Genomic DNA, 26,560 nt, shown 5'->3' on the forward strand with positions numbered 1-26,560 from the left:
TTTGTAATAAGTCTAAATAGCACTTTGTTGATAAAATTGCAATCTCCAGATTGCAATATATTTATTTTTCTTCTATCTTTGTATGGCAAAATTGTAAGAATGAACAGTTTAGTATCGACACATATAGCTCTTTTACAGGATCGGGTATCTTCTATCCGGCGGGGATTGATGGACCGGATCGATCGGAATAGCCGTCTGATTGCGGTAAAAGGAAGCCGTGGAGTAGGAAAAACGAATTTTCTGCTGGATTACAGTAAAGAATATCATCCGCAGGATAATACCTGTCTGTATGTGAATGTCAACAATCTGTTTATCGTTAACGACGGATTGTTTCATTTTGTAGAGCATTTTTATAAGTTAGGAGGGAAAGTGTTGTTGTTGGATCAGGCCCATAAATACCCCGAGTGGGATAAAGAATTGAGGGCTTGTTACGATGCTTTCCCCGATTTGCAGATTATTTTTACGGCTTCATCAATCGTCAGGATCAAATCGAATGCCTATCTGAAAGGGATTGTCGATATGTATAATCTGAGTGGGTTGTCTTTCCGCGAATTTCTGGAATTAGAAACCAATCAGACTTTTCCGGTTTATTCTTTTGCAGATATGGTCGAACGGCATGAGGAAATCGTCGAGGATATCCTGAAACATGTACGCCCTTTGGCTTATTTTAATAATTATCTGGAATACGGCTATTATCCGATTTATCTCGAAGAGAAATCACACATCGATTATTTGCTGAAAAATATCAATCTGACACTGGAATTCGATATTCCCTATGCCAGCCAGATCGAGTTGAAATATTTAGTGAAGTTGAAACAATTGCTGTATATCGCTGCTAAAGATAATACCTGTAATGTGAATATCAGCAAGTTGAGCGGACTGATCGGCGTGTCGAGGGCTACTGTGCTCAATTATCTGAATTACATGAAAAATGCGCGTTTGCTGACTTTATTGTATGATACGGATAATGACGATGATTGTGGGAAAAAGCCAAAAAAATTGTATATCCATAATCCGAACTTGCTGAATGCAGTCTGTCTGGAGGATGTGGATACGACTGTGTTAAGAAAATCGTTTTTTCTGAGTCAGTTATGTCCGATGAGCCGTATTACTTATACCGAACGTGCCGATTTTTTGGTAGACGGTAAGTATCGGATTGCGGTTTGCGGAGAAGGGGAAGGACAGAAATTCGATTCCTCTTTGGTAGTTATGGAAGACATGATCGAACGGGGCAAAGGGAATATAATGCCGCTTTGGTTGGCGGGGTTTACTTATTAAGGTTAAAAGCTATAGGCTGAGGGCTGGAATAAATATAGAGTAATAACAAGATAAATTGGACACCGGAAAAGGGGTTCAATTTGGAATTAAATAAATTTAATTTTATAACGATGGCAAAAGAGAAAAAATTTATCACTTGTGATGGTAACGCTGCTGCTGCACATATTGCGTATATGTTCAGTGAAGTATCGTGTATCTACCCGATCACTCCATCTTCACCGATGGCTGAGAACGTTGACGAATGGGCGGCTAAAGGAAGAAAGAATATGTTCGGAGAAACCGTTCGTGTCATTGAGATGCAGTCTGAAGGCGGTGCTGCCGGTGCTGTTCATGGTTCACTGCAAGCCGGTGCCCTGACTACTACCTATACCGCATCACAGGGATTGTTGCTGATGATTCCGAATATGTATAAGATTGCCGGAGAATTGTTGCCTTGCGTATTTCATGTAAGTGCGCGTGCTTTGGCTGCTCATGCATTGAATATTTTCGGAGATCATGCCGATGTATATGCTGCTCGTCAGACCGGATTCGCTATGTTGGCTTCAGGTTCTGTACAGGAGGTAATGGATCTGTCTGCCGTTTCTCACCTGACAGCTATCAAATCACGGGTTCCGTTTGTGAACTTCTTCGATGGTTTCCGTACTTCTCACGAAATCCAGAAGATCGAAGAATTGCAGATGGAAGATATCAAAGGATTGGTGGATATGGATGCTTTGCAGGCTTTCCGCGATCGTGCACTGAATTCTGAAAATCCGGTTACCCGGGGAACAGCTCAGAATCCCGATATCTATTTCCAGGGACGTGAAGCTTCGAATAAATTCTATGATGCCGTACCGGATATGGTGGCTGACTATATGGATAAGATCAGTGCGATCACCGGTCGTAAATATCGTCCGTTCGATTACTATGGAGCTGCCGATGCAGAAAATATCATCATCGCTATGGGATCGGTTACCGAGACTATCCGTGAGGTGATCGACTATGAGAATGCAAACGGTCAGAAAGTGGGTATGATTGCAGTTCACCTGTATCGCCCGTTCTCTGCTAAATATTTTATGGAAGCTGTTCCGGCTACGGTTAAACGGATTACAGTGTTAGACCGTACCAAAGAACCGGGAGCTAACGGTGATCCTTTGTATCTGGATGTGAGAGATATCTTCTATGGTCAGGCTAATGCTCCGGTGATCGTAGGTGGACGTTACGGTATGGGATCTAAGGATGTTACTCCTTCTCAGATTATTGCCGTTTACAAAAATATGGAACGTAACGAACCGAAAAACCAGTTTACGATCGGTATCGAAGATGACGTTACCTTCCGTTCTCTGCCTGCTGAAGCAGATGTTAAAATGACTCCTGCCGGAACTTATGAAGCTAAATTTTATGGGCTGGGATCCGATGGTACGGTCGGGGCGAACAAAAATTCGATCAAAATTATCGGTGGAGCTACCAATAAATATTGTCAGGCTTATTTTGCTTACGATTCAAAGAAATCAGGCGGTTTTACGGCTTCTCACCTGCGTTTCGGTGATTGTCCGATCCGTTCTACTTATTTGATTACTACTCCTGATTTCGTGGCTTGTCACGTACCTGCATACATCCATATGTACGATGTATTGAAAGGACTTCAGAAAGGTGGCTCTTTCCTGTTGAACTCTATCTGGGATGAGGAAGAGACTAAAAAACACCTGCCGAACCATATGAAACGCTATCTGGCAGAAAACGAGATCAATTTTTATATCATCAACGGAACGAAGACCGGCCAGGAATTAGGGTTGGGCAACCGTACGAATACCATAATGCAGAGTGCATTCTTCAAAATTACCAATGTTATTCCTTATGAAGTGGCTGTCAGCGAAATGAAACACGCTATCGACAAGTCATACGGTAAGAAAGGTGAGGCCATTGTCAATATGAACTATGCAGCTGTTGACGCAGGAGGTAAAGAAGGTAACCTGATAAAGGTAACTGTTCCTGCCGAATGGAAGAACCTGCCGGATGATGAGATCAAACACGATGAAAACCGTCCGGAATTTATCCGCAATATCGTCGATGTGATGAATGCACAGAAAGGGGATGACCTGCCTGTCAGCGCATTCAACGGTTATGAAGACGGTACTTTCCCTGCCGGAACCGCTAAATTTGAAAAACGCGGAATTGCTGTAAACGTGCCCGAATGGCAGGTAGAAAACTGTATCCAGTGTAACCAGTGTGCTTATGTTTGTCCTCATGCTGCTATCCGTCCGTTCCTGATGAGCGACGAAGAGCTGGCTGCAGCTCCTGCAGGTACTCAGGCTAAACCGGCTATCGGTAAAGAATTGGCCGGTTATAAATTCCGGATTCAGGTATCTCCGCTCGACTGTACCGGTTGCGGTAACTGTGCCGATGTATGTCCGGCCAAGACCAAAGCTTTGGTGATGAGACCGCTGGAATCTCAGATGGTGGAAGAAAACCGCTGGGAATATATGGATAAAAAAGTAGGATACAAGAAAATAGTTGAACCGAATAATGTGAAAAATTCACAGTTCACTCAGCCGTTGTTCGAGTTCTCCGGTGCTTGTGCCGGTTGTGGTGAAACTCCTTATATCAAACTGATTTCTCAGTTGTTCGGAGAACGGATGATGGTGGCCAATGCTACCGGATGTTCCTCTATCTATGGAGGTTCTGCTCCTTCTACTCCTTATTGTACCAACTATGAGAGCGGACGTGGACCGGCCTGGGCGAACTCATTGTTCGAAGACAATGCTGAATTCGGATTCGGTATGGCCGAAGGGGCTAATCGTCTGCGCGAACGGGTAAAACGGTTGGCTGAAGAAAATCTGAATAGCTTCTCTGCCGATACTCAGGCGGCTATCAATGCCTGGATCGAAGCTTACGAAGACGGCGACAAGACCCTGGCTACCAGCGATGCGATGGCTGCTGCTTTAGCTAAAGAAACAGCTCCTGCCGCTAAAGAGCTCCTGATCCTGAAAAACTACTTTACGAAGAAATCACAGTGGATTTTCGGAGGTGACGGATGGGCTTATGATATCGGTTACGGTGGTGTCGACCATGTCTTGGCCAGCGGTAAAGATGTAAATATTCTGGTGGTAGATACCGAGGTTTATTCCAATACCGGAGGTCAGTCGTCTAAATCTACTCCTGCAGGTGCTGTTGCTAAATTTGCTGCCAGCGGTAAACGGGTGCGTAAAAAAGACCTGGGTATGATGGCGATGTCTTATGGTTATGTATATGTGGCACAGGTGGCCATGGGTGCCAACCAGGCTCAGTATATGAAGGCGATCAAGGAAGCAGAGGCTTATCCCGGACCTTCTTTGATCATCGCTTATGCTCCTTGTATCAATCATGGTCTGAAAGCCAGCATGGGGAAATCACAACAGGAAGAGAAGAAAGCTGTAGAATGTGGTTACTGGCAGTTGTACCGCTACAATCCGATGCTTGAAATAGAAGGGAAGAACCCGTTCCAGTTAGATTCTAAAGAACCCGACTATACAAAATTCCGTGAATTCCTGATGGGAGAGGTGCGTTTCAACTCCCTGATGAAAGCTACTCCGGAAGAAGCAGAACGGTTGTTCCAGGCAACGGAAAACGATGCGAAATGGAAACTGAACGGCTACAAACGTTTGGCTGCTATGGAATACGGTAAGTAAATCCGGGCGAGCCTGTTTATAAGAAAGAGGTGTTGGAATCGACAAGTCGATTTCGACACCTTTCTTTTTTATTTTTCATTATATATATTATATATTTGTAATCCCTCTATTCTGTGTCCGGCCTTGTCAAAGTGAGTATTTATTTTGCGGAATGGTAGGGATACCATTGGTTCGGCGGTGGTGAAAGACGGGATGTTCGGGTTCGAGGGGCAAGTTTCAGAACCGTTTTACGGGTATATTTCCATTGAAAAGAAAGACGGAGAGTGGGGAGGTAAAGCCTTTAGCCTGTTTGTCGAGAATTCGGATATCCGGATCAATGGAGGGAAGATTTGTTTAAAGTACGAATCACAGGATCACAGTCGGAAGACCTGTATAATATTTAGGTAACAGATAGATTCCTTGTATGAAGAGCGGAATGAATTGTATACGAGATGTGGAGCGTATATTCGAGATATTTATACGAAGGTGTATTTTCGGAAAAATGTATCGCTCCGGGGATCGAAGTGGAAAAACAAAGTCAGGTTTTGGAAGAAAAGCTGGCCGAGCGTTGTAAGTTGGCCAAAGGAAGGCCCTGCGTCGACTTCAAAGTGGTGGATGTGAACGGAAAAGAGGGGATGTTTTCCGATTATGTGAAGTCGGGTAAGTATAATATGCTGGAAGTATGGGCGTGTGGCCATTGCCGGGTGGTAATTCCACACTGAACCTCGATCTGCTGCTGGAAACGCTTTACGGTGAATGATGCCGGTAAGGTATTTGTAAGGGGGGTGACGGGTTTGTCGTTCCCTGTTTAATTATAAATTCAGAAAATATGAGAATGTTTTGTTGTGTATTCTTGTTTTTCTTTTTATGTGCGGGAGGATATGCCCGGAAAAATACTCCTGCCGGACAGATTTTCCGGACAAAGCCCTGTTTACAAAGCCTGACGGGAAATGGAATTACGGTCAGCTGGCTGACTCATGTACCGGTATACAGCTGGGTGGAATACGGTACGGATACACTGGAGTTGAAGAAAGCCCGGACGATGCTCGACGGACAAGTAGTCTGTAACAATTACATCCATAAAATCCGACTGGAAAATTTGGAAGCGGGCGAGACCTATTATTACCGGGTTTGTTCCCGGGAAATCCTGAAGTATGGAGCTTATAGTAAAATTTTCGGCCATACAGCAGTTTCGCCGTTTTATTCTTTTCGGGTACCCGGTGAACGGGAGACCGATTTCACGGCTCTTATTTTCAATGATATTCATCAGGAATTTCCGACTATGGCCGCCTTGTGCAAACAGATCGAAGAAGTAGATTATGATTTTGTAATTTTTAATGGTGATATGCTCGATGCTCCGGGGTGTGAAGAAGAGGTCGTGGAAGCGTTCTCATTTTATCAAGGACAAGTGAGGGCAGAGGAAAAACCGGTGTTTTATTTACGCGGGAATCATGAAATCCGGAATGCGTATTCCCTTCATTTAAGACGGTTGTTATACTATATGGGAGATAAAACCTACGGTGCTTTTAATTGGGGAGATACCCGGTTCGTTCTGCTCGATTGCGGAGAAGACAAAACGGATGACCATTGGGTGTATTACGGATTGAACGATTTCAGTGGCTTTAGAGATGAACAGACAGAATTTTTGCGGCGGGAATTGCATTCGAAAGCCTTTCGGCAGGCCGGGAAAAAAGTGTTGGTGCATCATATTCCGCTTTGGGGAAACGAGACCGATTACACGCCTTGCCGGGAATTATGGGGCGATTTGCTGAAAAAAAATCCTGTCGATGTATCGTTGAATGCACATACCCACGTCTATGCTTACCATCCGGCCGGCAGTCTGGGTAATCCTTGCCCCGTAGTGGTCGGTGGAGGGTATGAATTGGACGAAGCCACCGTCATGATGTTAACCAGGAAAGGAGATATGTTGAAATTGAAAGTGTTGGATACGAAAGGACACATTTTGCAAGAACTTGAATTGTAGACGATTACTTAAAAATGGAAAAGCTTCTCGTATTTATATGTATTTTTATGAGATAAATGAGGTAAAAGCGACGTGTGGTGATTCCTGGATAACCGATCAGGAGGAAGCTTTGTTTTTATCTGTGTATGAATGGATAATCTGGATAGATTAATTGAGAAATTCTTTTATTTTTTGTAATAGAGTTTGTGCTTTTATCGGTTTTGACAAATAACCGTTGAAACCGTTTTCCAGAATTCTTTTTTCATCTTCGGTGAAAGCATAAGCCGTTACGGCGATAATGGGAATATCGGCCGATGATTTACGAATTTCCGAAGTGGCTTCATACCCATTCATTTCGGGCATCTTGATATCCATCAAAATAAGCTGAGGATGATGGCTTTGGAAAAACGCTACGGCTTCTCGTCCGTTTTGCGCATGAATCAAGCGATAGGTATGCTTTAAAAGGATCTCGATCAACAGATAATTACTCGCATTATCCTCTGCTACAAGAATTAAAGGCCTATCGTCAATGACATCTCCCATATAGATTTTATATCCTAAGTGCTTAAAAAGTGGTGAAAATAATCACAAAGTCAAAGGTACGATTAACCGGATAATAAATTCTTCGAAATAAAAAACGAAAAGTACAACGTGAAAAATAATTTTTGCATTGATTATGAATGATTTATCAAAAATGATTCCCGGTTAAAATAAGATGTAAAATTTATTTTTTAATGTTTGATTGTATCCAATTTAATCGTACGTTTTATTCATTCGGAAATTCTTGAAAAAGAAAGAATTGTATGGGAGAAGATGAAAGAATTTTGATCCGTAATTTCTTGCATAGTGCCCGTTTACCGGGGGAAGGATGTGTCAGCTTTGAATCCGTACATCGGGTATTATAAGGCGGCAGCGATAGCGCAGAAAGCCCACCGCGAAGGAATTACCTTGCGGCAGGCTGCGATCGGGTCGGGTGAGGTTACGGCAGAGGAGTTCGATCGCTGGGGCGACCCGGCCCGGATGGTGGGGGAAAGCTAATCGACGGCTTCCACACGGATGGCATCGACGTATAGCCCTTTACCTTCGACCGGATCCATGTAATTACGGATTTCTACCCGGAGCTTGGTGGCGTCCGCCGGTGCCCGGAATACTTTTCCGGCATAGGCATCGATATAGCCCGAAGTCTCGTATTGGTAACTCGGAGAATGAAGGGCGTCCGAAGGCAGGTTTTTACTGCCTTTCATCCAGGTACACCAGCTGCGCCATTTGACCTCGTGAGCGGGTGCATTGACGTACATCTTCAATTGGTAACATTGACCACCCGTCACAGGAATGTCCTGATAGAGGTAAGTTTTACCTTCTATTCTTACCGCTTTACTTCCCTCCTGGGTCGGAGAGGTGACGCTGACTATCCGGGGAGTATATTCTTTACTGGAAACATCTGCATTCCAGTGATCGGGAAGATCGTCAATAAAATCGCTTTCAAAGCTTCCGTTTAGAACGAGGTTCGTTCCATTGCCTACGCCTGTACAGGGACCTTGGGGCTTGTCGACTTCCCAATCCGCTTCCTGCAGGATCGTTTCATCCCAATCTGCGAGTCGGGTGGTGATATCCAACTCGCTGGTGGCAGCCGGGTCTTTGAAAATGGCTTTGATCTCCGTTATCCGGTTGGCTAATATGGATTCGATGGGATGCTCCGGAGTGACAAATACCATTGAATTGGAAGAAAGGGTCAGAATAGCCTTTTCTTTTGGGGGAAATACCAGCAAAGTCGTCACCGAAGTACCGTTCTCGTCCGGTAAACCGATATTTTTAGTGATAGAACAATCGCCTTTATATTCTCCGGTCAGACTCATCTTTTGAGAGATATTACTCAGATTGATTTGTAAATCGGTTAACCATTCGGGAATATTCTCGATGGTCACTCTCAACATTCCGACTTTTCGGTTGAGGTCGAAAACGGCGCTGTTGTCGCCGTCCTGGGCCACGGTGAAATCACTTTGCCCGAGTAGATGATCTCCGGTTTCTGTTTTACCCGATTTCAGGAATATTTCGCCGGGCGGAAGATTATCGGCATATTCCCAATTTTCGGTTTCTTCGGCATTTGTAACGCAATAGCCGGTATATGTGCCGGGAAAAAGCTTCAGGTGAAGGACATTGTTGTCCTCTTTTTCGGGATTGACACTGTACCGGCTCATGCTGGAATGAACCTGATCGTAAACAAAAAACTGATACACTGAGGGAGAAGCTGTAATGCCGGACAGGCTACGTGTTCTGACATACATGGCGACATCTTGTTTGTCACCGTCACCAGGCCAGGGGGCCATCGAACGATGACAACCGACAGCCATAACTACCGCTAAGATATAAATCATGCGTTTCATGGTGAAAAATTTTTAATGAAATAATTAAAACAAGCAGCATTCAGGAGAGAAGAATGCAAGGAGTACAACCACTATAAAATTAAAGAAATTAGATAAAATAACCAAATTATAATTGATAAATCTGTTTGAAAAACAGGATATAATTCAAATTGAAGTGGAGATGACAATGATAAGCTATAACATGTAAGCAAAAAGAAATAAAAAAATAAGTATATGGATGTGTTAATATGTAAAAATCCACAGGATTCCGTTTCCGGAGTACTGTGGATTTTAAGCGATCATAAAAGGTTCTAATCTAATTCTTTCAGTATTTTTTCTACGTCACCCGGAACAACGCGTCCGAATACTTTTTCGCCGATCAACACGACGGGAGCCAGGCCGCAAGCCCCGACACAACGCAGACTGGACAAAGAGTATTTACCGTCGGGAGTCGTTTCGCCTACATTGATATTCAATATCCGTTTAAATTCATCCAGTACTTTTTCAGCTCCCCGGACATAACAAGCGGTTCCCATACATACGGAAATCGGATGTTCACCTTTGGGGGTCATAGTAAAGAATGAATAAAAGGTGACTACTCCATATACCTTAGATACCGGAATATTCAGCTTGTCGGCAACAATCCGTTGTACTTCTGCCGGAAGATATCCGAAAAGATGCTGTGCTTTATGTAAGACATTGATCAGTTCTCCCGGCTGATTTCCATGAGCATCACAGATTTCGAGTAACTTGTCTATTTTATGCTGAGGTAATTGTATTTCGCTCATAGTTTTCAATTAATGGTTGCTTTATTAAAATAGTGGGTATGTAATAAATGATGGGCTTTTTCGCTCAACGGCTTTCCGAGATATTCTTCATATAATTTGATAATATCCGGGTTTTCATGAGATTTCCGTAGCGGTTTATGTTCGTCTTCCTGATAAATGGCCTGACTGCGGGCTTTTAATAAAGCCGAATTGCCATGATGTAAAGGTTGGCCTCCTCCTCCGATACAACCACCGGGACAAGCCATGATTTCGATCGCATGGAATTCGGATTTTCCTTCCCGGATTTCATTCAAAAGTTTACGGGCATTTCCCAATCCATGAGCAATACCGACATGGAGCTCTACTCCGTTGAGTTTAATAGTTGCTTTTTTTATGTTCTCCAGACCCCGTACTTCTTTGAAATCTACTTTGTCGAGTGTTTTTCCGGTATAAAGTTCGTAAGCTGTTCGCAATGCTGCTTCCATCACACCACCCGAAGCTCCGAAGATTACTCCGGCACCTGTAGATTCTCCCAGAGGATGATCGAAATCTTCGTCCGCCAGGCTGTTGAAATCGATATTGGCCCGTTTGATCAGACTGGCTAGTTCCCGGGTAGAAAGAGAGTAGTTGACATCGGGATCGCCCTGTGTTGCGAATTCTTCCCGGGCACATTCGTATTTCTTAGCCAGACAAGGCATAATAGATACAACGATCAAATCTTCCCGGGGAATGTTCATCTTTTCTGCCCAATAGTTTTTAGCGATAGCACCGAACATTTGTTGGGGTGAACGTGCGGTCGACGGGATATCCAGCATATCGGGGAACTGATGTTCGAAGAAATTGACCCAGGCCGGACAACAAGAAGTCAGAATAGGGAGGCATACGTCTTTATCACCCTTGAGATAACGGGTCAACCGATCCAGTAATTCGCTTCCTTCTTCCATAATGGTCAGATCGGCAGCGAAATCGGTGTCGAACACTTTGTCGAAGCCCAATTGTCTTAAAGCAGCTACCATCTTTCCGGTAACAGAAGTGCCGGGGGTTAAACCGAATTCCTCGCCGAGTGCAGCCCGTACTGCCGGTGCCGTCTGTACGATAACGGTTTTTTTCGGATTACTCAGATCGCTGATCAGCCGATTCGTATGGTCGACTTCGGTCAGTGCTCCTACCGGACATACGGCGACACACTGACCACAGAAGGTACAGGCTGAATTGGATAAAGGTTCGTCGAAAGCCGGAGCTATCGTTGAAATGAAACCACGGTTTACAGCACCGAGTGCCCCTACGGTTTGCACTTCATTACACATCATCTCACAACGACGGCAATAAATACATTTGCTCATATCGCGGACAATCGATGGAGAGGTCTCTATCGGGAGAATATTCCGCTCACCGGCAAAGGGTATCTCGCGGATTTTTAATTTAACGGCCAGGTTTTGTAATTCGCAATTCCCGGATTTCGGACAGATCAGGCAATCGTTGGGGTGGTCCGAGAGAATTAATTCCAGTACGGTTTTCCGGGCATTGAGCACCCTGAGGCTACTGGTTTTTACCTTCATGCCGTTTTCACAACGGGTAGCACAGGCCGGAGCCAGGTTTCTCCGTCCTTCGACTTCGACGACACAAATACGGCAGGAAGCCGGAAGGTTGGTGATACACATGTCTTTCAGATTCATATAGCATAAGGAGGGGATTTGAATACCTACTCCCCGGGCTGCTTCGAGAATCGTCGTTCCTTTGGCCACCTCTACGATATGATTATCTATTTGCAGAGTTATATTTTGTTCCATGTTTTTTCGTTATGGGCTGTTATACTTCGGTTATCCGGCACTTATCGCATTAAATTTGCATTTATCTTTACAAGTACCGCATTTGATACATTTAGTCGTGTCGATGAAATGGGCTTCTTTCCGTTCGCCGATGATTGCATCTACCGGACAATTACGTGAACAGAGGGTACATCCTACACATAGTTGCGGGTCGATACGGAAAGATAACAACGCCTTACATTTTCCGGCAGGACATTTGTGATCCCGGATGTGAGCGACATATTCGTCATAGAAATGTTCCAGTGTAGACAGTACCGGATTGGGAGAGGTCTGTCCCAAGCCGCAAAGAGCCGTATCTTTAATCACTTGGCTCAGGTTACGGAGGTTGTCGAGATCTTCCATCGTGCCTTTCCCTTCGGTGATCCGGGTTAAGATTTCCAATAACCGTTTGTTGCCGATCCGGCAGGGAGAACATTTTCCACAAGATTCTTCGACGATAAATTCCAGATAGAACTTGGCGACAGCAACCATACAATCGTCTTCGTCCATGACGATCATGCCACCGGATCCCATCATCGAACCTGCTGCCAGCAAGTTGTCGAAATCGATCGGAGTATCCAGATGTTTCTCCGTGAGACAACCGCCCGAAGGACCTCCGGTTTGTACGGCTTTAAATTTTTTACCGTTTTTGATTCCTCCCCCGATTTCATAAATGACTTCCCGGAGAGTAGTACCCATAGGCACTTCGATCAGGCCCACATTATTGATTTTACCGGCTAATGCAAATACTTTGGTTCCTTTCGAACGTTCTGTTCCGATAGAAGCGAACCAGTCGGCCCCTTTGTTGAGAATGACAGGAATATTGGCCAGTGTTTCGACGTTATTGACATTCGTCGGTTTATTCAAATAGCCCGATTCTGCCGGGAAAGGGGGTTTGGTCGTGGGCTCGCCCCGGTGTCCTTCCATCGAGTGGATCAAAGCGGTCTCTTCTCCACAGACAAAAGCACCTGCACCATAACGGATTTCTATATGGAAAGAAAAATCGGTACCGAGAATATTTTCTCCCAGCAGCCCGTATTTTTCAGCTTGTTCGATCGCGATACGAAGCCGTTCGATAGCCAGAGGATATTCTGCCCGGATGTATACCAGTCCTTTACTGGCACCGATGCTGTAACCGCAAATGGCCATGGCTTCGATCACGGAGTGCGGATCCCCTTCCATAATCGAACGGTCCATAAAAGCTCCCGGGTCCCCTTCGTCGGCGTTACAAACGACATATTTTTGATCGGCCTGGTATTTGCGGGCAAATTCCCATTTCAGACCGGTAGGGAAACCGCCGCCACCCCGTCCACGCAATCCGGATCGTTTGATTTCGTCGATAACCGCTTCCGGAGTCATCTCTGTCAGACATTTGGCTAAAGCGCTGTAACCGTCACGACCGATACATTCTTCGATGTTTTCCGGATCGATAAAACCACAGTTACGCAAAGCGATGCGTAATTGCTTTTTATAAAATTCCATGTGTTTGGAATCGCTGACCGTCACTTTTTTAGACGGTTCTTTGTATAATAACCGTTCTACCTTGCGGCCTTTAATGATGTGTTCGTTGACGATTTCTTCGGCATCTTCCGGTTTTACCTGTACATAAAAGGTATTGTCAGGCATGATCTTGACAATAGGACCTTTCTCACAGAAACCGAAACAGCCGGTAGCGATGACCTGTACTTCGTCTTCCAGAGCACGTTCTTTCAGACAATCTTCCAGTCGGCAGATGATATTTTTACTGGCTGACGCACGGCAACCGGTCCCTCCACAGACAAGAATATGCATTTTATAACTCATAGATGGGGTTGTTTATCGATTAATAGTTGAAAATATTTAGCACGTTATAGAATCAGATACTTTGGTAATTAACCGGGATAATCCCTTCGACCAATTCGTCGTTTTTCAGGTATTTCTGGATGATCTCTTCTGCTTTAGCACAGTTGACATGACCGAATACGATCGGTTCTTTTCCCGGTTTGGTGATTTCTACCGTGGGCTCTGCAAAGCAGTAACCCATACAGCCGGTTTGAGTGACTACGGCCTGAATACCGTTTTTTTCAAGATTGTTCAGAAAGTAATTCATCGTTTCCTTACTACCTGCTGCTATTCCACAAGTGGCCATGGCGACTTTGATCTGAATCAGATTTTCAGGATGCTCGCTTTTTTCGCGCAGATCGATTTTCGATTGAACGTTATCCCTGATTTTTTTCAGGTCGGCGAGTGATTTTATTTTTTCCATATAGCTGTTATTAGGTGATAATTGATTTTATGATTGCCTGATGGACATGCTTTGATCGGCATGTATTTCTTTGAGATTCTCCCGGATTAAATTTTGTATGGCCGGAAGAATTTCGGGATGTCCCAAAGGTACACCTTCCAGCACCTGTATGATCTCTTGGGTATCGAACCGGTATGTACCGCTGGGAGTCGAATGATCGTAGCTGAAATGGATGGCCGGATTGGCGGCTGCCAATAGCGTAAGCGTTTCTGCTACATCTCCCAAAGGAGGACGGTCCAGATGGGAATGACCGAAACGGGCTGTGAGAGTAGTCCCTTGACCCGGCTGTGAGACGATACTAACTTTTCCTCCGGTTCGTTCGGCATTTTGCTGGAGCAAGGGAATTCCCAGGCCCACTTTGCGTACTGTCCGGCTGGTAAAAAAAGGATCCCTGACCCTTGCCAAAGTCGCCTCATCCATACCGCAACCGTTATCCTGAATTTCAATAAGAAAGAGATCTGCCTCCGGATCTTCGCAAATCCGGATCTGAATCCACGAAGCCTCTGCCCGGATAGAATTCTGGACGATATCCATCATATGAGAGGACAAATCTTTCATGAATAGGTATATTCTTTAACTTATTGGGATAATAAACTTTAAATATTTATTTCTGGCCTCAAATTTAATTTAAATTCATAAAATTACAACGATTGCAGGAGTGAAATTACGTAATTAAATTCCGGATAGATTGCCGGATGTTTTTGAAGGAAAAATCTTCTATTTTCAGTTGGGTATATATTTTTCCGATGTCCCCGGGATAGTGGGCATCCGAGGACTGGATGAAAGAGGCGGATTTCAGTTCGGGATGGCCGGACAGGAATTTCGAAAGAGAGGTATGACTACTGAGCTCCAGGGCATCATAACGTAAATCCGGCGGGACGAATCCTAATTGTGAAAGAATACTGAAACAGGGTTTGTCGATATGGGCCGGAATGAAAATACCGTCGAGTTGCCTGACTTTATGTGCAATTTCTTCCAGCGATTGGTTCAAGGCAGAAATCAATAGTTTGGGTTCTTCGTAAATGATCTGTTCTTCCGGATCGACGACAACCTGGAAGCCGAATTTTTCCGGGTCGTTCGGAATATCGGGTAAATGTACATCCAGGTAATGCTGAAAAATAGTAAGCTGTTCGTCGGTTTCGAAAAAAGTCAGGGCATGCACTTCTTCTTTACTGCAGATTTCAGCACCTGTAAGGACGAATATACCTTTCGTTTTCCCATAATCACGGATTATCGGTGCCTGGCGGGTGGAGTTGTGATCAGTGATTCCGATCATATTCAGTCCTTGGATTTGGGCGAAATGCAGAATATTCTCCGGACTCATTTCCAGATCTCCGCAAGGGGAAAGGACGGTATGAATATGGAGGTCGGCCCGAATGTCCATTTTACTGCTCCTTTTTCTGGAGAAGTTCGTAAATCTCGCCTGTCATTTCGAATGTCTGTCTGGAAGTACTTAAGATGGGTATGCCTTCTGCCTCACTTTCGGAAACGGTATCTTCTTCCGGTCGGTAACCTTTGACCAGGACAATGGCTGCCAGTTCTTTCAGCGAAGCGATGGCCATGATATTTTTGTGTGTCTGAAGCGTAATCCAGATATTCCCTTCCCGGGCGTTACCCATCACATCACTCAGTAGATCGGAGGTATAGCCGCCTTTGATCTCTTTGTCCAGGCCTGCCGCACCACAGCAGACTTCTAATTTTAGTTGTGTAGCCAATTCTCTGACTGTCATGTCTTTGTTCGTTTATTTTTATTCTTCGTTCTTTTCAAATTTTCCGATTCCCCAGACTTTGGCCGATAATTCCATCGATTCTTCCGGGGTAAGCAACCCTTCCCGGGTGAGGATTTTTTGCATGAATATACATTGGTTGAGTTTGGCCTTCCCTTGCACGACATCCTGAGCCAAAGCCTGACAGGAGGGTGTGCCGCAAGCCCCGCAGTCTATCTGAGGTAAAACCTTCATAATGCGGGTTATTTTTTCCATTTTCTGAAAAGCAACCGACAAGTCTTCATCCAGTTTTTCGATCGACCGGGGTGGAATTTCACCGCTCAGTTGCATTTGTTTTACCAGAAAATCCTTGTACCGGGGCATTTTATTGATAGAGATGTAGTTGTATTTGATATAGTTCTCCATCCGTTTCTGTAATCTTTCGATGGTGAGAAAACGGTTGTTGATCGCCAGTGCCCCTCCGGCACAGGAATGGTCGCATGCCCTCAGTTCCAGAAAGTCGATATCTGTCAGTTCGTCGTTTTCCAGTTTTTCGAGGATATCGATGACATTATGGATTTCGTCGATCGCCAGGCAACGCCCCGGATAGTTGGAAGCTTCTCCTCCCGAGAGGGTCCATTGGATGGATTGCGGAGTCAGATGGTATTGTTCCGGTACCCGGGGGAGAACCTGGGATTTATGTCGGTTGATCGAAAGGAGGATTTTGTTATAGATAAAATCCATATTGATCACCCCGTCTACAGGAGAACTTTCTTCGCCGACGGGACACTTGATGGCTGCGATTTTAGCGGCACACTGGGTGACATAAAAAACACCGATCTCTTTTTCAGGTATGCCTTTGTCGATGTATTTTTTCCTGACATAGATGGCTGCAATATCCATGGCTTGCTTTAAGCGGACGATATGTCCGATCAGGGAAGGAAAACGTACCTGGATCAAGCGTACGACAGCCGGGCAGAAACTGGAGATAAAAGGACGCTGCCGGGGATGCTGCTGAAGATAATGCTTTGTCTCTTCCATCAGCAGACCGGTCGATTTATCCACTTCCATGACATAATGGAATCCCAGGTTGTGCAACTCTGAAAATATCTGTTCTTCGCTGATATCTTCCGGGAATTGTCCGATAAAGACCGAAGGTAACAAGATGATCCGGTAAGAGAATTTGAAAATCTGATTGAAATCGTCCTGTTCCACATAAATGGCTTGACGGGGACAGGTCTTCAGGCACATGCCGCAATCGGTACAAGCGGCTTCGTTGATGGTCGCTTTACCGTATTTTATGCGGATCGCTGCCGTAGGACATACATTCATGCAGTGCGTACATCCTGTGCAAACCTCACTGTTGATCTTCAATGCATGATAAAATGTCTCGTTCCCCATTTTCGTAATTTTAAGACTTATCTCAGATACGTGGTCATCGTCACTTTGGTGCCGACATTTACGGTAGATTCGATATTCAACCGGTCACAATTTTTTTTCATATTGGGTAATCCCATCCCGGCACCGAATCCCATTTCCCGGACTTCGGGCGAAGCGGTCGAGAAGCCTTCCTGCATAGCCTTCGCTATATCGGGGATACCCGGCCCTTTATCGGTGATGGTGACGACGATAGATTTCCCGTCCAGCACGACGTTCATCACTCCCTCATAAGCATGAGCGACGACATTGACTTCCGCTTCATAAAGCGCAACGACGATACGTTTTATTAAAAGGGCATCGACGTTGAGCTGTTTCAATATTTTCTTTATCTCACTGGAAGCGGTCCCTGCCCGTGAAAAATTTCCTCCTTCCAGATTAAAATTGAATTCCATATGTTTTCTTAATACACCGGAAGAAGCCCGGCTTTATACAATTCTCCGCATACCCTGAACATACTTTGACGGCAACGCAATAGCAGGATTTCGTTTTCCTCGGCCAGCTGTTGCATTTCTGCCGTGATCTGCTTGTCACGAACAAAAAGAATAAACGGAATATCCGCCATTTCTGCCGTACGAATGACTTGTGGATTGGCCATCCCCGTTATCAACAGCAATCCTTCCGTATTCAGACGCAAGACATCGCTCATTAAATCTGCTGCAAAAGCATGTTGTATGGGATCGTGAAGCTTACGGGCCCCACAAATACACGTGGCGTCGAGTAATTTTATAATGTCGTCCGGTGTCATACCTTGGTTAATTTATATGCATCTAAATTAGTGAAATTATCTTCAAAAACAATACCTCCTCTGCGGGAAGCGATAATTTAAAATTGATATAAATAAACATATTTATCAGTAGCCTTGTATATACTCATGCTAAACGATAGGGTCGGAATAAATAAAAAACAATTTGAATTCGAATAAAAACTGGATTAAAACTTATTTATTTGACTAATGATCTGCTTATATATTGGGTTTACATTGGATTTAATATGGATTTGTCTATACACGAATTCAGATTTGCCTTATCTGGTTTACAGACCTGCAGTTCGGGTTATCGACAGAATAATATGCTGATTCAACTTGTTTTAAAATTATCGGTAAAGATTACCTAAATATTGTTTTAAATATTTTGAAATTAATTTTTTTATATTTAATTTTATAGAGTTAATTTGAATATGTATTTGGTTTCGGTTTTACAAAATTGTAGTAAAAGAAAGGAGGAATCAAACTATAAATGAAAATCGAAAGAAAGTACATTTGAAATGATTAAAGTTTCATTGTTATGAATTGAATTTATAGATGTAAGAATTTTTTTTATTTAATTTTTAGATGATGAAGAATTTTGTATTAGTTTTTTTAGTATATTTATCAGTCGCTTCTTGTAATGAGTCGTTAAATGATATTGATAAAAATGTTGTGTCTGCAACTTTTTTGGAACAAAGCGAAAGCAATTTGATTTTGAAACAAAAGTTTAGTTCTGCTTTGGTGAAAGTATTGGGCCAAAACGAAGAAGTACGTTCTTTAATAAAAGAAGAAGCTTTGAAGCAAATTGATTTTGATTATGATGTTCTTTATTGTTTGATTAAAGACAAACAATTGAAAAATGGAGTTACTTTAGAGGAATATTTAGAAAAATATTTAACCTCAGATGAATTGAAATGTATTCATAAGCAACTGCCGACTTTAACTTTATTTGTACCAACTCTCCCTGAAAATTCTTTTTCTGTTCATAGTTGGAATACAATTGATGAATTACCTGCTGTTGCAGTAAAAGTTTCTGACAATAATGATGTGAAAATTTATTACGGAAACGGAGAAACTGAAGTTTTTCCAGCAGATATTATACCAGGTTTCCCTGTCGTTGTTGTAAAAGAGAATGAACGAATTGTAAGGAATGGGGAGATTTTAAGTAAAACTGTTTCTGAAAATATAGAAGAGACTAATCTTATATTTGTTGATGAAATTTTTAATAATTTACATGGAAAAGACTTGGTTAATACTAAGACACGTGCAAATCGACCTGATCGACCTGTTCCTTTACCTAAGGTCGATAATCCTGAGGATTATCTTCCTGCAAATATGAAGAAAACTTACGAAGCTTATAAAATATATAAAAATACAACTGGTTGGCAAAGAGATTATATATATTATGGAATAACTCCTACTACTGATAAAGGACCTTTTGATTATAATATGAAAGAATTTTTAGTTGGATTTGAACTGATGGGGGATGCTCTCGGATTTTATAGAAAAATAGCAGATCAGGATGGGGATCCTAAAAGTAGTATTCCGATTGGTGGAGTTTTACCTGCAAATAGTTCTATAATTACTTGGACTGAAGGTGAATATGAATTTAAGGTTACAACCTACGTTGGTAGTAAGTCGACTATAGGAACTGAATATAAATCTTTTTTTCGATTAAAACCTGATCAATTATTTAGGGCTGAAGTAGAGAGAGTAATTTCTCGTCCGGGTATGCCTGGTTATACCGTTTATAAACTTGTAGGTTTGAAATCTAAGCGAGTTGACCTTGATTTACCATTATTTGAATGGGATTTAGAAAATTATGGAGCAACAATTAAGATTGCAATAGAAGAGGTAGATGGACAAGAAACTGAAGTGAACTCAATAAGTTCTAGTATCGAATTTGCAACTAATTTTGGTTTTGATGCAAGTTTTGGTGAGAAAGTGAAATTTGGAGTAAAATTTGGTTCAACAATAAAAGAAGTTTTAAATGTGTCTAATACTATAACTAAAACACTTGGAGGGGATGAATTGGGTGAAGTTATTATTAACTTTGCTGACCCTGTTGTAATTAGTGATGAATTTAGATATCATTATAAACCAAGAACAAACCCTAGGGAGCAGGCAGTTGTTGATTATACAGAACCTACTTTTAATTCTAAATATTATACAGGGTGGTATAGATTGTATATATCACCAAAGAAAACTAATTTATAAATTGTATGAGGGTGTATCAAAATTCAAATTTGATGGCTATGAACTTACAATCTGAAAATTGTCTATTCTTGTTTATAATAAAAGAACCTTGTCATTATCCTTTAATAAGCTTGATAAGGCTCTTTTGTGCTTATTCATTATAATCTGTAACTTTATCGAGCATTCAATTTAGTTTTGATATATCCTCAATATATATAATGATGGTGGGATATGGATAATAAATATTTACCCTGTTGTGATTTTTGTTTATGTATTTTCGTGTCTTCAAAAAATATTGTCGCATAGGTATGATAAGAAATGTAGTACTGCCAATAATAGTTTGTTCTTTGCTTCTGATTGTTCAGGCATGTTCTTCCGGGCATGAGGACGAGGTCGAACCTGTCGTAGAAGAAAAAGGGTTTACGGTAAAGGTGTTTTATATAAATGAAGCTCAGCCCGATGTAGAAATACCTGATGCCGGGGCAAAGGTGTATCTCTATTATGGAGTGAATAACGGAGAATTGGTAAGAGGAGAATTTCAAGCCGGGGGAGAAGTGGTGAAAGGGGATATAACGTTTTTTCCGGACCAAATGTATCGGATCGATGGGGATGGGATGATCGATATTACTCCTTTATATGAGGATAAAGAGATGACGATGCTTATCGAAAGTAACTTTTATACAACCAGACTGGCGGCCGGATATTTCCGGGATCTCAGTCGTCCCATAAATTATAAGTGTTTATTTTATCCTTAGTATCGATGGGGATAGCCGGCCTGATCGGACGAGGGACGGTCGGGGAATAAGGGTACTTTAGATAAATCCAGATGATGAAATACGAAATTGTAGCTTTTTATAAACAGGAGATAGAAGAAATCCGTGAATGTGCCGAAAACATCGGGCGGTTATATGGATGGCGGTATAGATGTGAAAAAATACCCGGTAGCGGAAAACTGCTTTCAGCCTGCATGGGAGAGGATAGTGTTCTTTGTTTGTTGAAGCGGAAATCATATTCTTTTTATCGGTTGATGAAGTACGTGTATGCTTTGAATAAACCGGTACTTGTTTTGCAGGATCATTTTTCTGCCGATACTTTTCAGCAGCTGAAAATTCCGGTAGGTTATTTGAAGGAAAATAAAGAAAAAGGGATTTGGGCTAATTTCCTGCAGCGGCATCATCCCGGGTGTCGGATCGAAATCATCGTTCCCTGGGAAAAAGATGAGCATATTGCGGCCATGGTCCGCAATAATTTAGCATTTATGGAGCGTATCTTAAAGCATTCCGAAGCCCGCTACGAGGTGGTGAATGAAGAGAAAAGTTTTGAAAAAAGCCTGATAAAGGTTTTGCAGGATCTTTCTCCGGGGATAACCCTGATGATGCGTCCGTTCCGCTTATTTCCCTTTTACTATCCCTATACTGTCCGGCTTTACCGTAAACACGCCCGGTCCGAAGTATTGATTATCCCCCGGGACGACTCTTTGTATATACCTTGCCATTAAAGATGATAGATGACACCTGTCATCTATCTTAAATACTCAGTCCGATAGAGAAAATCAGGTCGGCGAACATCTTTTTATGTTGTGTTTCGTAGCCGGTGCGGATACCGAGACGGATCGGATAGGTTAACCGGAAGAAGTGGGTGTCCGTGGTCAATTCTATTCCATAGGAGGAGTAAGTAGCTTTGCCGAATTTGTTGCGGCTGCTACCCCAATCGTAGAATACGGCGGCGTTTATAGTTTTGAGATAGAGCAATGAACTCAGGGGCAGATCCGGGAAAGCGATCGGCATATGGTAACCGGTACGCAAGCTGGCTATTTCGTAGCCAGGTAGGGTGATCCCTCTGGGGTAAAGAATTTTATTGCTATAATTCCGCTCTTTGTGCGACATATGCTGGAAGCCTCCGTATAGCGACAGGGAATGATTGGTGGTGAAGCCCGGAAAATACAGGTGTCCGTCTCCCCACCATTGATAGCCCAGGTCTATATGTTCCAGAGGGCTGTGAGTGTAACCTGCACTGAAAGTTTGGCCCCAGCGGGGATTGATCTCCTGGGTAGTCATACGGGTTTGATTGGTAAAATAAAGTCCGTATTCCAGCAATTGATAAAACCGGGAAGGCTCGTTCACCTGGTAAAAGTTCGGATCGACTTGTGTAATCCATATAGTGTTCGCTTCTGCTATTTTACAGGTGTAGAGTTTATTTAATTTTTCATGGTGTAATCCGACAAACCGGTAACGGACATAAGGTTGTAAGGTCCGGTTATATTGGCGGGCAGACAGGGTAAAAGGAAACCGGACCGTAACCTCAGCCGAAGAACGCCAGGCTTTATATTGTGCATAAAAAGTTTCTTTTTGCCGGGTAGGCAGGAAAAAACCTTCGTTGAAAGATTCGTAATCGTATCTCCCGCTATACAGGTCGAAATCGAATACCGGCCACCAGCCTTTGTAGCTGGCATTCAGCATCCAGGCCCCGTGGTCATAACCCGATTTTAAGATATAACCGGCAGTAAAGGATAAGGTGCTCAACTTATTCTGAGAGTAAACTACCGCACCGAAGTCGACGTCCATATCGTTCAGATCGGCTTCTACCGGTCCCCAGCTGTGGATATTGACAAGGTGGGTGAATTTATTGTATTTCCGGGAAGGATAGATAGAATCGTATTGGAAAGCAGAATGCCATTTTTCTTCCTGTTTCATCGAGTCGGCTAACCGGAATTGCTGATAGACCGTCGGCTGTTCCTGTAATCCGGCCAGGTCGATATGCCCGGGTTTATAGCCGTCTGCTGTGTAGAAAGAAAAATACAACTGTTTTTTATCCGCACTGAGGGTGGGGAACTGTAGCCCGTACTTACTGTTCAGCACATTCACCGGACCTTGTGCGGTCCAACGGTAGAAAGCATTGTTACCGTTGTAAGAAGCTCTGTAGATCAATAGACTGTCTCCGGCAACCGGGTGGTCCAGTTCGTAATAGATCGCAGGACAGACGGTATGTCGCCGGTGAGTGACCGGATCGATCGATACCAGACTCAAGCCTCGGGGGGATTGGACGACTGTGGTGATTTTACCCTCGTGGTAAGACGGATGGATGAATAGTTCGTTCGCTTCTGCCGGAATACGCCCGGTTTCCCGGCTCAAAGTCGAGTCGAGCAAGACCAGATAAGATCGGTTGCAATGGTCCACTTCTACACAGCCCCACTCCTGGCCCATCGCGAAAGGAGAAAAACGGTTGTTCCGGCTTTTATAGCGTTTGTATTTACCGGTATTCAGGTCGTAACTGCTTAAACGCATACGTCCGCCCTGATCCCAACGGATGTGATTGTAATATTCGCTCCAGACTATTTGGTCGTTGTTGAAGGCAAATTTATAGTCGTCCAGAATCCCTGTACGCCGGAGGAGTTTTTCGTTCTGATTGTGCAAGAGAACGAAAGCTCCCGTTTGTTGCAGCCCTTTTTTATAAGCAATCACTTTGCCGGAAGAAATCGGGGTGGGATTGTAGTAATTCGTGTAATACTTGTTGTGGGTGGGAAGTGTATCGAATGGAGACGATACGAGAGAGGCCTCCCGCATCCAGCGCTGTTGCAATTCGGAAAAATTATCCCGGTAAAGGGTACGCTTGGCATCCCGGTAGGTATTGGCCTGGCGGACACTGTCGGGATCGATAAACAGAGAACGGAATGTACTGTCCCGCCAGAGACTGTCCCGCTTGCCCTGCATGGAAAGCTTCAGGCTGGTGGCGAAGGGAGTAATGCCGTAAGGGCGTCTTCCGGTGCGTTCCAGCGCTTTTGCCCAGATATCCGAACCGTAATTGACCCGGGAGTTGGCGGTCATGAAGTACCCCATAGTGTAACGATTGGGCACGAAATCTTTGTTTGAACCCAGTACGGCTTTCGAATAATTGTAAATCCCTTTTTCCAGGATTTGGGCTTTCATTTCGTTCAGAAATTCCGGGGAACGTCCTCGGCCGAGATGGCCGACAGCAGTTTCAAAACATACGGCATCTCCTTCCATAAACCACATCGGTACATATACACCGACTACTGCAATAGGAAAAATCTCCCCGAAGAGATAATACAGGTCTTTGGTAAGTCCCTGGTTTACCTTGTCGAGCTGCACGACATGCCGGAATTCGTGTACACACAAATGTTCCAGCCAATCATCCGTGGGATCTTGGGAAGGCATGGTGTAAAGTTCACTCTTCCGGGGTGCCAGGGCTACATTCCCATTGGAAACACCTCCGTCGGCATGCATGATGATGGATATCTTTTTGGGGTGTAATTGCAGTGTGTTGGCATGGTGGTATAAAAGACTGAAAATAGAAGCTGCTTTTTGGGCGTTTTCTTCGAAAAAATCCGGGTATATAATTTGAAAATCGTCGGTTTTGATTTGCTTCCAGCGCAGGGAAGGCCTATCCTGACCGAAATTGACGAATTGTGCCGAAACGATTGAAAACGGGCACCAGAGAAGTAGAATAAAAAACAGAACTTTCTTCATATATCACCTATTTTTTTAGAGCATCTAAATTAAATTATAAATTTTAGAAATAAGCCTGATTGCCTTTTTTATTTTAACACCGGCTTGCGTTTGCAAATTTTGCGTTTTTACATTTAAGTTTGAAAGAGGTACGCCAAAATTTTCCTTACCTTTGTAAAGGATAAAACAAGAGATATGCAAACAGAGAAAGATCGGATTTTGGAGTTGCGGAAAGCGCTTGAATATCATAATTATAAATATTATATCGAAAATGCACCGGAGATTTCAGACCGGGAGTTCGACGGGTTGATGCACGATTTGGAAAAACTGGAAGAAAAGTATCCGGAGATGTACGATCCCAATTCCCCGACCCAACGGGTAGGGAGGGATATCAATCAGGAATTTACTCAGGTCGCTCATAAATATCCGATGCTTTCTTTGGGAAATACATATAGCGAAGAAGAATTGCGGGATTTCGATCAGCGGGTGCGGAAAGTGGTCGGTGACCGGGTGCAGTATGTTTGTGAGTTGAAATACGACGGGACTTCGATTAGTCTGACTTATGTGAACGGTGAGCTCACTCAGGCGGTTACCCGGGGAGACGGCGTGAAGGGAGACGATGTCACGGCTAATGTCAGGACGATTCGCACTGTACCCTTGAAGTTGAGAGGGGATTATCCGCCCGAATTCGAGATCCGGGGGGAGATTCTGATGCCTTTTTCGGTATTCAATCGCTTGAACCAGGAAAAAGCAGAGGCCGGAGAACCTTTGTTCGCCAATCCCCGGAATGCTGCTGCTGGAACCTTGAAATTACAGAATTCTTCGCTGGTAGCGAAACGGCATTTGGATTGTTTTCTTTACTATATTCCCGGCGAAGTGACTCCGGCGGAAACCCATTACGGAAACTTGATGAAAGCTAAAGAATGGGGCTTCCATATGCCTCCTTACATTCACTTGGCCGATTCGTTTGAAGAAGTTTGGGCCTTTATCACAAAATGGGATAAAGAAAGGACGGGTTTGCCGGTTCCGATCGATGGGATTGTGATCAAAGTCAATGATATCGGGATGCAGCATTTGCTGGGATATACGGCAAAATCTCCCCGTTGGGCCATTGCTTATAAGTTTAAGGCCGAACAGGTGGAGACGCCCCTGATCGATGTGGTTTATCAGGTAGGGCGGACAGGTGCCGTCACGCCGGTAGCCAATCTGGAACCGGTGCATATTGCCGGCACTACGGTGAAAAGGGCTTCCCTGCATAATGCAGATATCATCTCTTCCCTGGATTTACACGAACATGATACGGTGTATGTGGAGAAAGGGGGAGAAATTATTCCGAAGATTGTGGGGGTAGACCGGGCTAAACGCAGGGAAGGAGCCGCAGCTGTCGAATTCATTACGTGTTGTCCCGAATGCGGAACAAAATTGATACGGATAGAAGGTGAAGCCAATCATTATTGCCCGAATGAAGACCATTGTCCACCTCAGATAGCCGGAAAAATCGAACATTTCGTTAGCCGTAAGGCGATGAATATAGAGGGGATGGGAGAAGAAACGATCGAGTTATTACTGGGTAAAAGGCTGATCCGGGATGTGGCCGATATTTATGGATTACCGGCAAAGCGAGAGGAATTGATCGGACTCGAAAAAATTGTTTACCCCGAGAGTTTCGAAATGACCAGTATCCCTTTAGCAAAAGTGATTTATGGATTTGAAATCGGAATAAAGAATATTTCTTCCCGAAATGCAGAGACGTTGGCTGGTCATTTCGGTAGCCTGGAAGCTTATGCCGCTGCTTCGAAACAAGAGCTTTCAGCGGTGATAGGCGATGAAACGACGGTAAACCGGATATTGGATTACTTTCGTACTCCTTTTAATCAGACCGTAGAACGCTTGAAAGAAGCAGGTGCCGTTGAAAATA

20 protein-coding genes and 3 pseudogenes are annotated in these 26,560 nt (G+C 43.6%); 10 read left to right on the plus strand and 13 right to left on the minus strand.

Translation table 11 applies throughout. From position 1 onward, the window contains the following. The first annotated feature begins 99 nt into the window (after nucleotides 1-99). The 5 genes and pseudogenes from ODOSP_RS00860 to ODOSP_RS00880 form a co-directional block, all read left to right on the plus strand. Entirely contained in the window at nucleotides 100-1,278 is a 1,179-nt protein-coding gene (locus ODOSP_RS00860) for an ATP-binding protein (protein WP_013610533.1), read from the plus strand. A gap of 110 nt (nucleotides 1,279-1,388) precedes the next feature. Next, the gene (gene nifJ, locus ODOSP_RS00865) at nucleotides 1,389-4,925 is read left to right on the plus strand and encodes a pyruvate:ferredoxin (flavodoxin) oxidoreductase (RefSeq protein ID WP_013610534.1); all 3,537 of its coding nucleotides are present in this window, start codon (nucleotides 1,389-1,391) and stop codon (nucleotides 4,923-4,925) included. A 144-nt stretch (nucleotides 4,926-5,069) separates the two neighbouring features. Beyond that, a complete protein-coding gene (locus ODOSP_RS00870; RefSeq protein WP_041556217.1) occupies nucleotides 5,070-5,312 on the plus strand; it encodes a DUF4369 domain-containing protein in 243 nt (80 codons plus the stop codon). Nucleotides 5,313-5,356: 44 nt separating this feature from the next. Further along, nucleotides 5,357-5,626, plus strand: a complete 270-nt coding sequence (locus ODOSP_RS00875; RefSeq protein ID WP_041556219.1) for a TlpA family protein disulfide reductase — start codon at nucleotides 5,357-5,359, stop codon at nucleotides 5,624-5,626. Nucleotides 5,627-5,811: 185 nt separating this feature from the next. Then, nucleotides 5,812-6,888, plus strand: a pseudogene (locus ODOSP_RS00880) (metallophosphoesterase); the annotation flags it as partial. Nucleotides 6,889-7,035: 147 nt separating this feature from the next. Here ODOSP_RS00880 and ODOSP_RS00885 read toward each other — a convergent pair. Further along, a pseudogene (locus tag ODOSP_RS00885) lies at nucleotides 7,036-7,380 on the minus strand (response regulator); the annotation flags it as partial. A gap of 357 nt (nucleotides 7,381-7,737) precedes the next feature. Here ODOSP_RS00885 and ODOSP_RS00890 point away from each other — a divergent pair. Continuing rightward, a complete protein-coding gene (locus ODOSP_RS00890; RefSeq protein ID WP_374938218.1) occupies nucleotides 7,738-7,905 on the plus strand; it encodes a hypothetical protein in 168 nt (55 codons plus the stop codon). On the opposite strand, the gene ODOSP_RS00895 is transcribed toward ODOSP_RS00890, so the two are convergent. From ODOSP_RS00895 to ODOSP_RS00945, 11 genes are all read right to left on the minus strand, one after another. Continuing rightward, nucleotides 7,902-9,251 (minus strand): carbohydrate binding domain-containing protein, encoded by a 1,350-nt coding sequence (locus tag ODOSP_RS00895; protein WP_013610538.1) that lies wholly within the window; start codon nucleotides 9,249-9,251, stop codon nucleotides 7,902-7,904. The genes ODOSP_RS00890 and ODOSP_RS00895 overlap by 4 nt on opposite strands. A 290-nt stretch (nucleotides 9,252-9,541) precedes the next feature. Further along, nucleotides 9,542-10,018, minus strand: a complete 477-nt coding sequence (locus ODOSP_RS00900) for an NADH-quinone oxidoreductase subunit NuoE family protein (protein WP_013610539.1) — start codon at nucleotides 10,016-10,018, stop codon at nucleotides 9,542-9,544. 5 nt (nucleotides 10,019-10,023) lie between these two features. Continuing rightward, nucleotides 10,024-11,787 (minus strand): NADH-dependent [FeFe] hydrogenase, group A6, encoded by a 1,764-nt coding sequence (locus tag ODOSP_RS00905; RefSeq protein ID WP_013610540.1) that lies wholly within the window; start codon nucleotides 11,785-11,787, stop codon nucleotides 10,024-10,026. A gap of 30 nt (nucleotides 11,788-11,817) precedes the next feature. Next, nucleotides 11,818-13,608 carry an NADH-quinone oxidoreductase subunit NuoF gene (locus ODOSP_RS00910; protein ID WP_013610541.1) on the minus strand — a complete coding sequence of 597 codons (1,791 nt, stop codon included), beginning with the start codon at nucleotides 13,606-13,608 and terminating at the stop codon, nucleotides 11,818-11,820. A 52-nt stretch (nucleotides 13,609-13,660) separates the two neighbouring features. After that, nucleotides 13,661-14,050 (minus strand): (2Fe-2S) ferredoxin domain-containing protein, encoded by a 390-nt coding sequence (locus tag ODOSP_RS00915; RefSeq protein ID WP_013610542.1) that lies wholly within the window; start codon nucleotides 14,048-14,050, stop codon nucleotides 13,661-13,663. Between the two features lie 27 nt (nucleotides 14,051-14,077). Continuing rightward, the gene (locus ODOSP_RS00920; RefSeq protein WP_013610543.1) at nucleotides 14,078-14,647 is read right to left on the minus strand and encodes an ATP-binding protein; all 570 of its coding nucleotides are present in this window, start codon (nucleotides 14,645-14,647) and stop codon (nucleotides 14,078-14,080) included. 106 nt (nucleotides 14,648-14,753) lie between these two features. Continuing rightward, the gene (locus ODOSP_RS00925) at nucleotides 14,754-15,473 is read right to left on the minus strand and encodes a PHP domain-containing protein (RefSeq protein ID WP_013610544.1); all 720 of its coding nucleotides are present in this window, start codon (nucleotides 15,471-15,473) and stop codon (nucleotides 14,754-14,756) included. A 1-nt stretch (nucleotide 15,474) separates the two neighbouring features. Further along, nucleotides 15,475-15,819 carry a DRTGG domain-containing protein gene (locus ODOSP_RS00930; protein WP_013610545.1) on the minus strand — a complete coding sequence of 115 codons (345 nt, stop codon included), beginning with the start codon at nucleotides 15,817-15,819 and terminating at the stop codon, nucleotides 15,475-15,477. Nucleotides 15,820-15,837: 18 nt separating this feature from the next. Then, nucleotides 15,838-17,196 (minus strand): [Fe-Fe] hydrogenase large subunit C-terminal domain-containing protein, encoded by a 1,359-nt coding sequence (locus tag ODOSP_RS00935; RefSeq protein ID WP_013610546.1) that lies wholly within the window; start codon nucleotides 17,194-17,196, stop codon nucleotides 15,838-15,840. A 17-nt stretch (nucleotides 17,197-17,213) separates the two neighbouring features. Then, nucleotides 17,214-17,627 (minus strand): ATP-binding protein, encoded by a 414-nt coding sequence (locus ODOSP_RS00940; protein WP_013610547.1) that lies wholly within the window; start codon nucleotides 17,625-17,627, stop codon nucleotides 17,214-17,216. An 8-nt stretch (nucleotides 17,628-17,635) separates the two neighbouring features. Beyond that, a complete protein-coding gene (locus ODOSP_RS00945) occupies nucleotides 17,636-17,980 on the minus strand; it encodes a DRTGG domain-containing protein (RefSeq protein WP_013610548.1) in 345 nt (114 codons plus the stop codon). A gap of 585 nt (nucleotides 17,981-18,565) precedes the next feature. Between ODOSP_RS00945 and ODOSP_RS00950 the strand changes: the two genes are divergently transcribed. From ODOSP_RS00950 to ODOSP_RS00960, 3 genes are all read left to right on the plus strand, one after another. Next, nucleotides 18,566-20,197 (plus strand): hypothetical protein, encoded by a 1,632-nt coding sequence (locus ODOSP_RS00950; protein ID WP_013610549.1) that lies wholly within the window; start codon nucleotides 18,566-18,568, stop codon nucleotides 20,195-20,197. Between the two features lie 326 nt (nucleotides 20,198-20,523). Next, a complete protein-coding gene (locus ODOSP_RS00955) occupies nucleotides 20,524-20,931 on the plus strand; it encodes a hypothetical protein (RefSeq protein ID WP_041556223.1) in 408 nt (135 codons plus the stop codon). 71 nt (nucleotides 20,932-21,002) lie between these two features. Beyond that, complete coding sequence (locus ODOSP_RS00960; RefSeq protein ID WP_041556225.1) at nucleotides 21,003-21,674, plus strand: hypothetical protein; 672 nt, start codon at nucleotides 21,003-21,005, stop codon at nucleotides 21,672-21,674. A 28-nt stretch (nucleotides 21,675-21,702) separates the two neighbouring features. Here the strand turns inward: ODOSP_RS00960 and ODOSP_RS00965 are convergent, their stop codons facing one another. Beyond that, entirely contained in the window at nucleotides 21,703-24,663 is a 2,961-nt protein-coding gene (locus tag ODOSP_RS00965; RefSeq protein ID WP_013610552.1) for a BamA/TamA family outer membrane protein, read from the minus strand. A gap of 174 nt (nucleotides 24,664-24,837) precedes the next feature. Between ODOSP_RS00965 and ligA the strand changes: the two are divergent. After that, nucleotides 24,838-26,535: pseudogene (ligA, locus tag ODOSP_RS00970) on the plus strand (NAD-dependent DNA ligase LigA); the annotation flags it as partial. Between the last annotated feature and the right edge of the window lie 25 nt (nucleotides 26,536-26,560).

It is taken from the genome of Odoribacter splanchnicus DSM 20712, assembly GCF_000190535.1.
Lineage (GTDB): Bacteria > Bacteroidota > Bacteroidia > Bacteroidales > Marinifilaceae > Odoribacter > Odoribacter splanchnicus.

What these genes read in the sequence shown, in the direction of transcription:
- ODOSP_RS00930 (WP_013610545.1), bottom strand. Translation starts at nt 15,819, where the DNA reads ATGACAGTCAGAGAATTGGCTACACAACTAAAATTAGAAGTCTGCTGT.
- ODOSP_RS00965 (WP_013610552.1), bottom strand. Translation starts at nt 24,663, where the DNA reads ATGAAGAAAGTTCTGTTTTTTATTCTACTTCTCTGGTGCCCGTTTTCA.
- ODOSP_RS00910 (WP_013610541.1), bottom strand. Translation starts at nt 13,608, where the DNA reads ATGAGTTATAAAATGCATATTCTTGTCTGTGGAGGGACCGGTTGCCGT.
- ODOSP_RS00960 (WP_041556225.1), top strand. Translation starts at nt 21,003, where the DNA reads ATGATGAAATACGAAATTGTAGCTTTTTATAAACAGGAGATAGAAGAA.
- ODOSP_RS00875 (WP_041556219.1), top strand. Translation starts at nt 5,357, where the DNA reads ATGTGGAGCGTATATTCGAGATATTTATACGAAGGTGTATTTTCGGAA.
- ODOSP_RS00935 (WP_013610546.1), bottom strand. Translation starts at nt 17,196, where the DNA reads ATGGGGAACGAGACATTTTATCATGCATTGAAGATCAACAGTGAGGTT.
- ODOSP_RS00920 (WP_013610543.1), bottom strand. Translation starts at nt 14,647, where the DNA reads ATGAAAGATTTGTCCTCTCATATGATGGATATCGTCCAGAATTCTATC.
- ODOSP_RS00925 (WP_013610544.1), bottom strand. Translation starts at nt 15,473, where the DNA reads ATGGACATTCGGGCCGACCTCCATATTCATACCGTCCTTTCCCCTTGC.
- nifJ (WP_013610534.1), top strand. Translation starts at nt 1,389, where the DNA reads ATGGCAAAAGAGAAAAAATTTATCACTTGTGATGGTAACGCTGCTGCT.
- ODOSP_RS00950 (WP_013610549.1), top strand. Translation starts at nt 18,566, where the DNA reads ATGATGAAGAATTTTGTATTAGTTTTTTTAGTATATTTATCAGTCGCT.
- ODOSP_RS00940 (WP_013610547.1), bottom strand. Translation starts at nt 17,627, where the DNA reads ATGGAATTCAATTTTAATCTGGAAGGAGGAAATTTTTCACGGGCAGGG.
- ODOSP_RS00900 (WP_013610539.1), bottom strand. Translation starts at nt 10,018, where the DNA reads ATGAGCGAAATACAATTACCTCAGCATAAAATAGACAAGTTACTCGAA.
- ODOSP_RS00860 (WP_013610533.1), top strand. Translation starts at nt 100, where the DNA reads ATGAACAGTTTAGTATCGACACATATAGCTCTTTTACAGGATCGGGTA.
- ODOSP_RS00895 (WP_013610538.1), bottom strand. Translation starts at nt 9,251, where the DNA reads ATGAAACGCATGATTTATATCTTAGCGGTAGTTATGGCTGTCGGTTGT.
- ODOSP_RS00945 (WP_013610548.1), bottom strand. Translation starts at nt 17,980, where the DNA reads ATGACACCGGACGACATTATAAAATTACTCGACGCCACGTGTATTTGT.
- ODOSP_RS00915 (WP_013610542.1), bottom strand. Translation starts at nt 14,050, where the DNA reads ATGGAAAAAATAAAATCACTCGCCGACCTGAAAAAAATCAGGGATAAC.
- ODOSP_RS00905 (WP_013610540.1), bottom strand. Translation starts at nt 11,787, where the DNA reads ATGGAACAAAATATAACTCTGCAAATAGATAATCATATCGTAGAGGTG.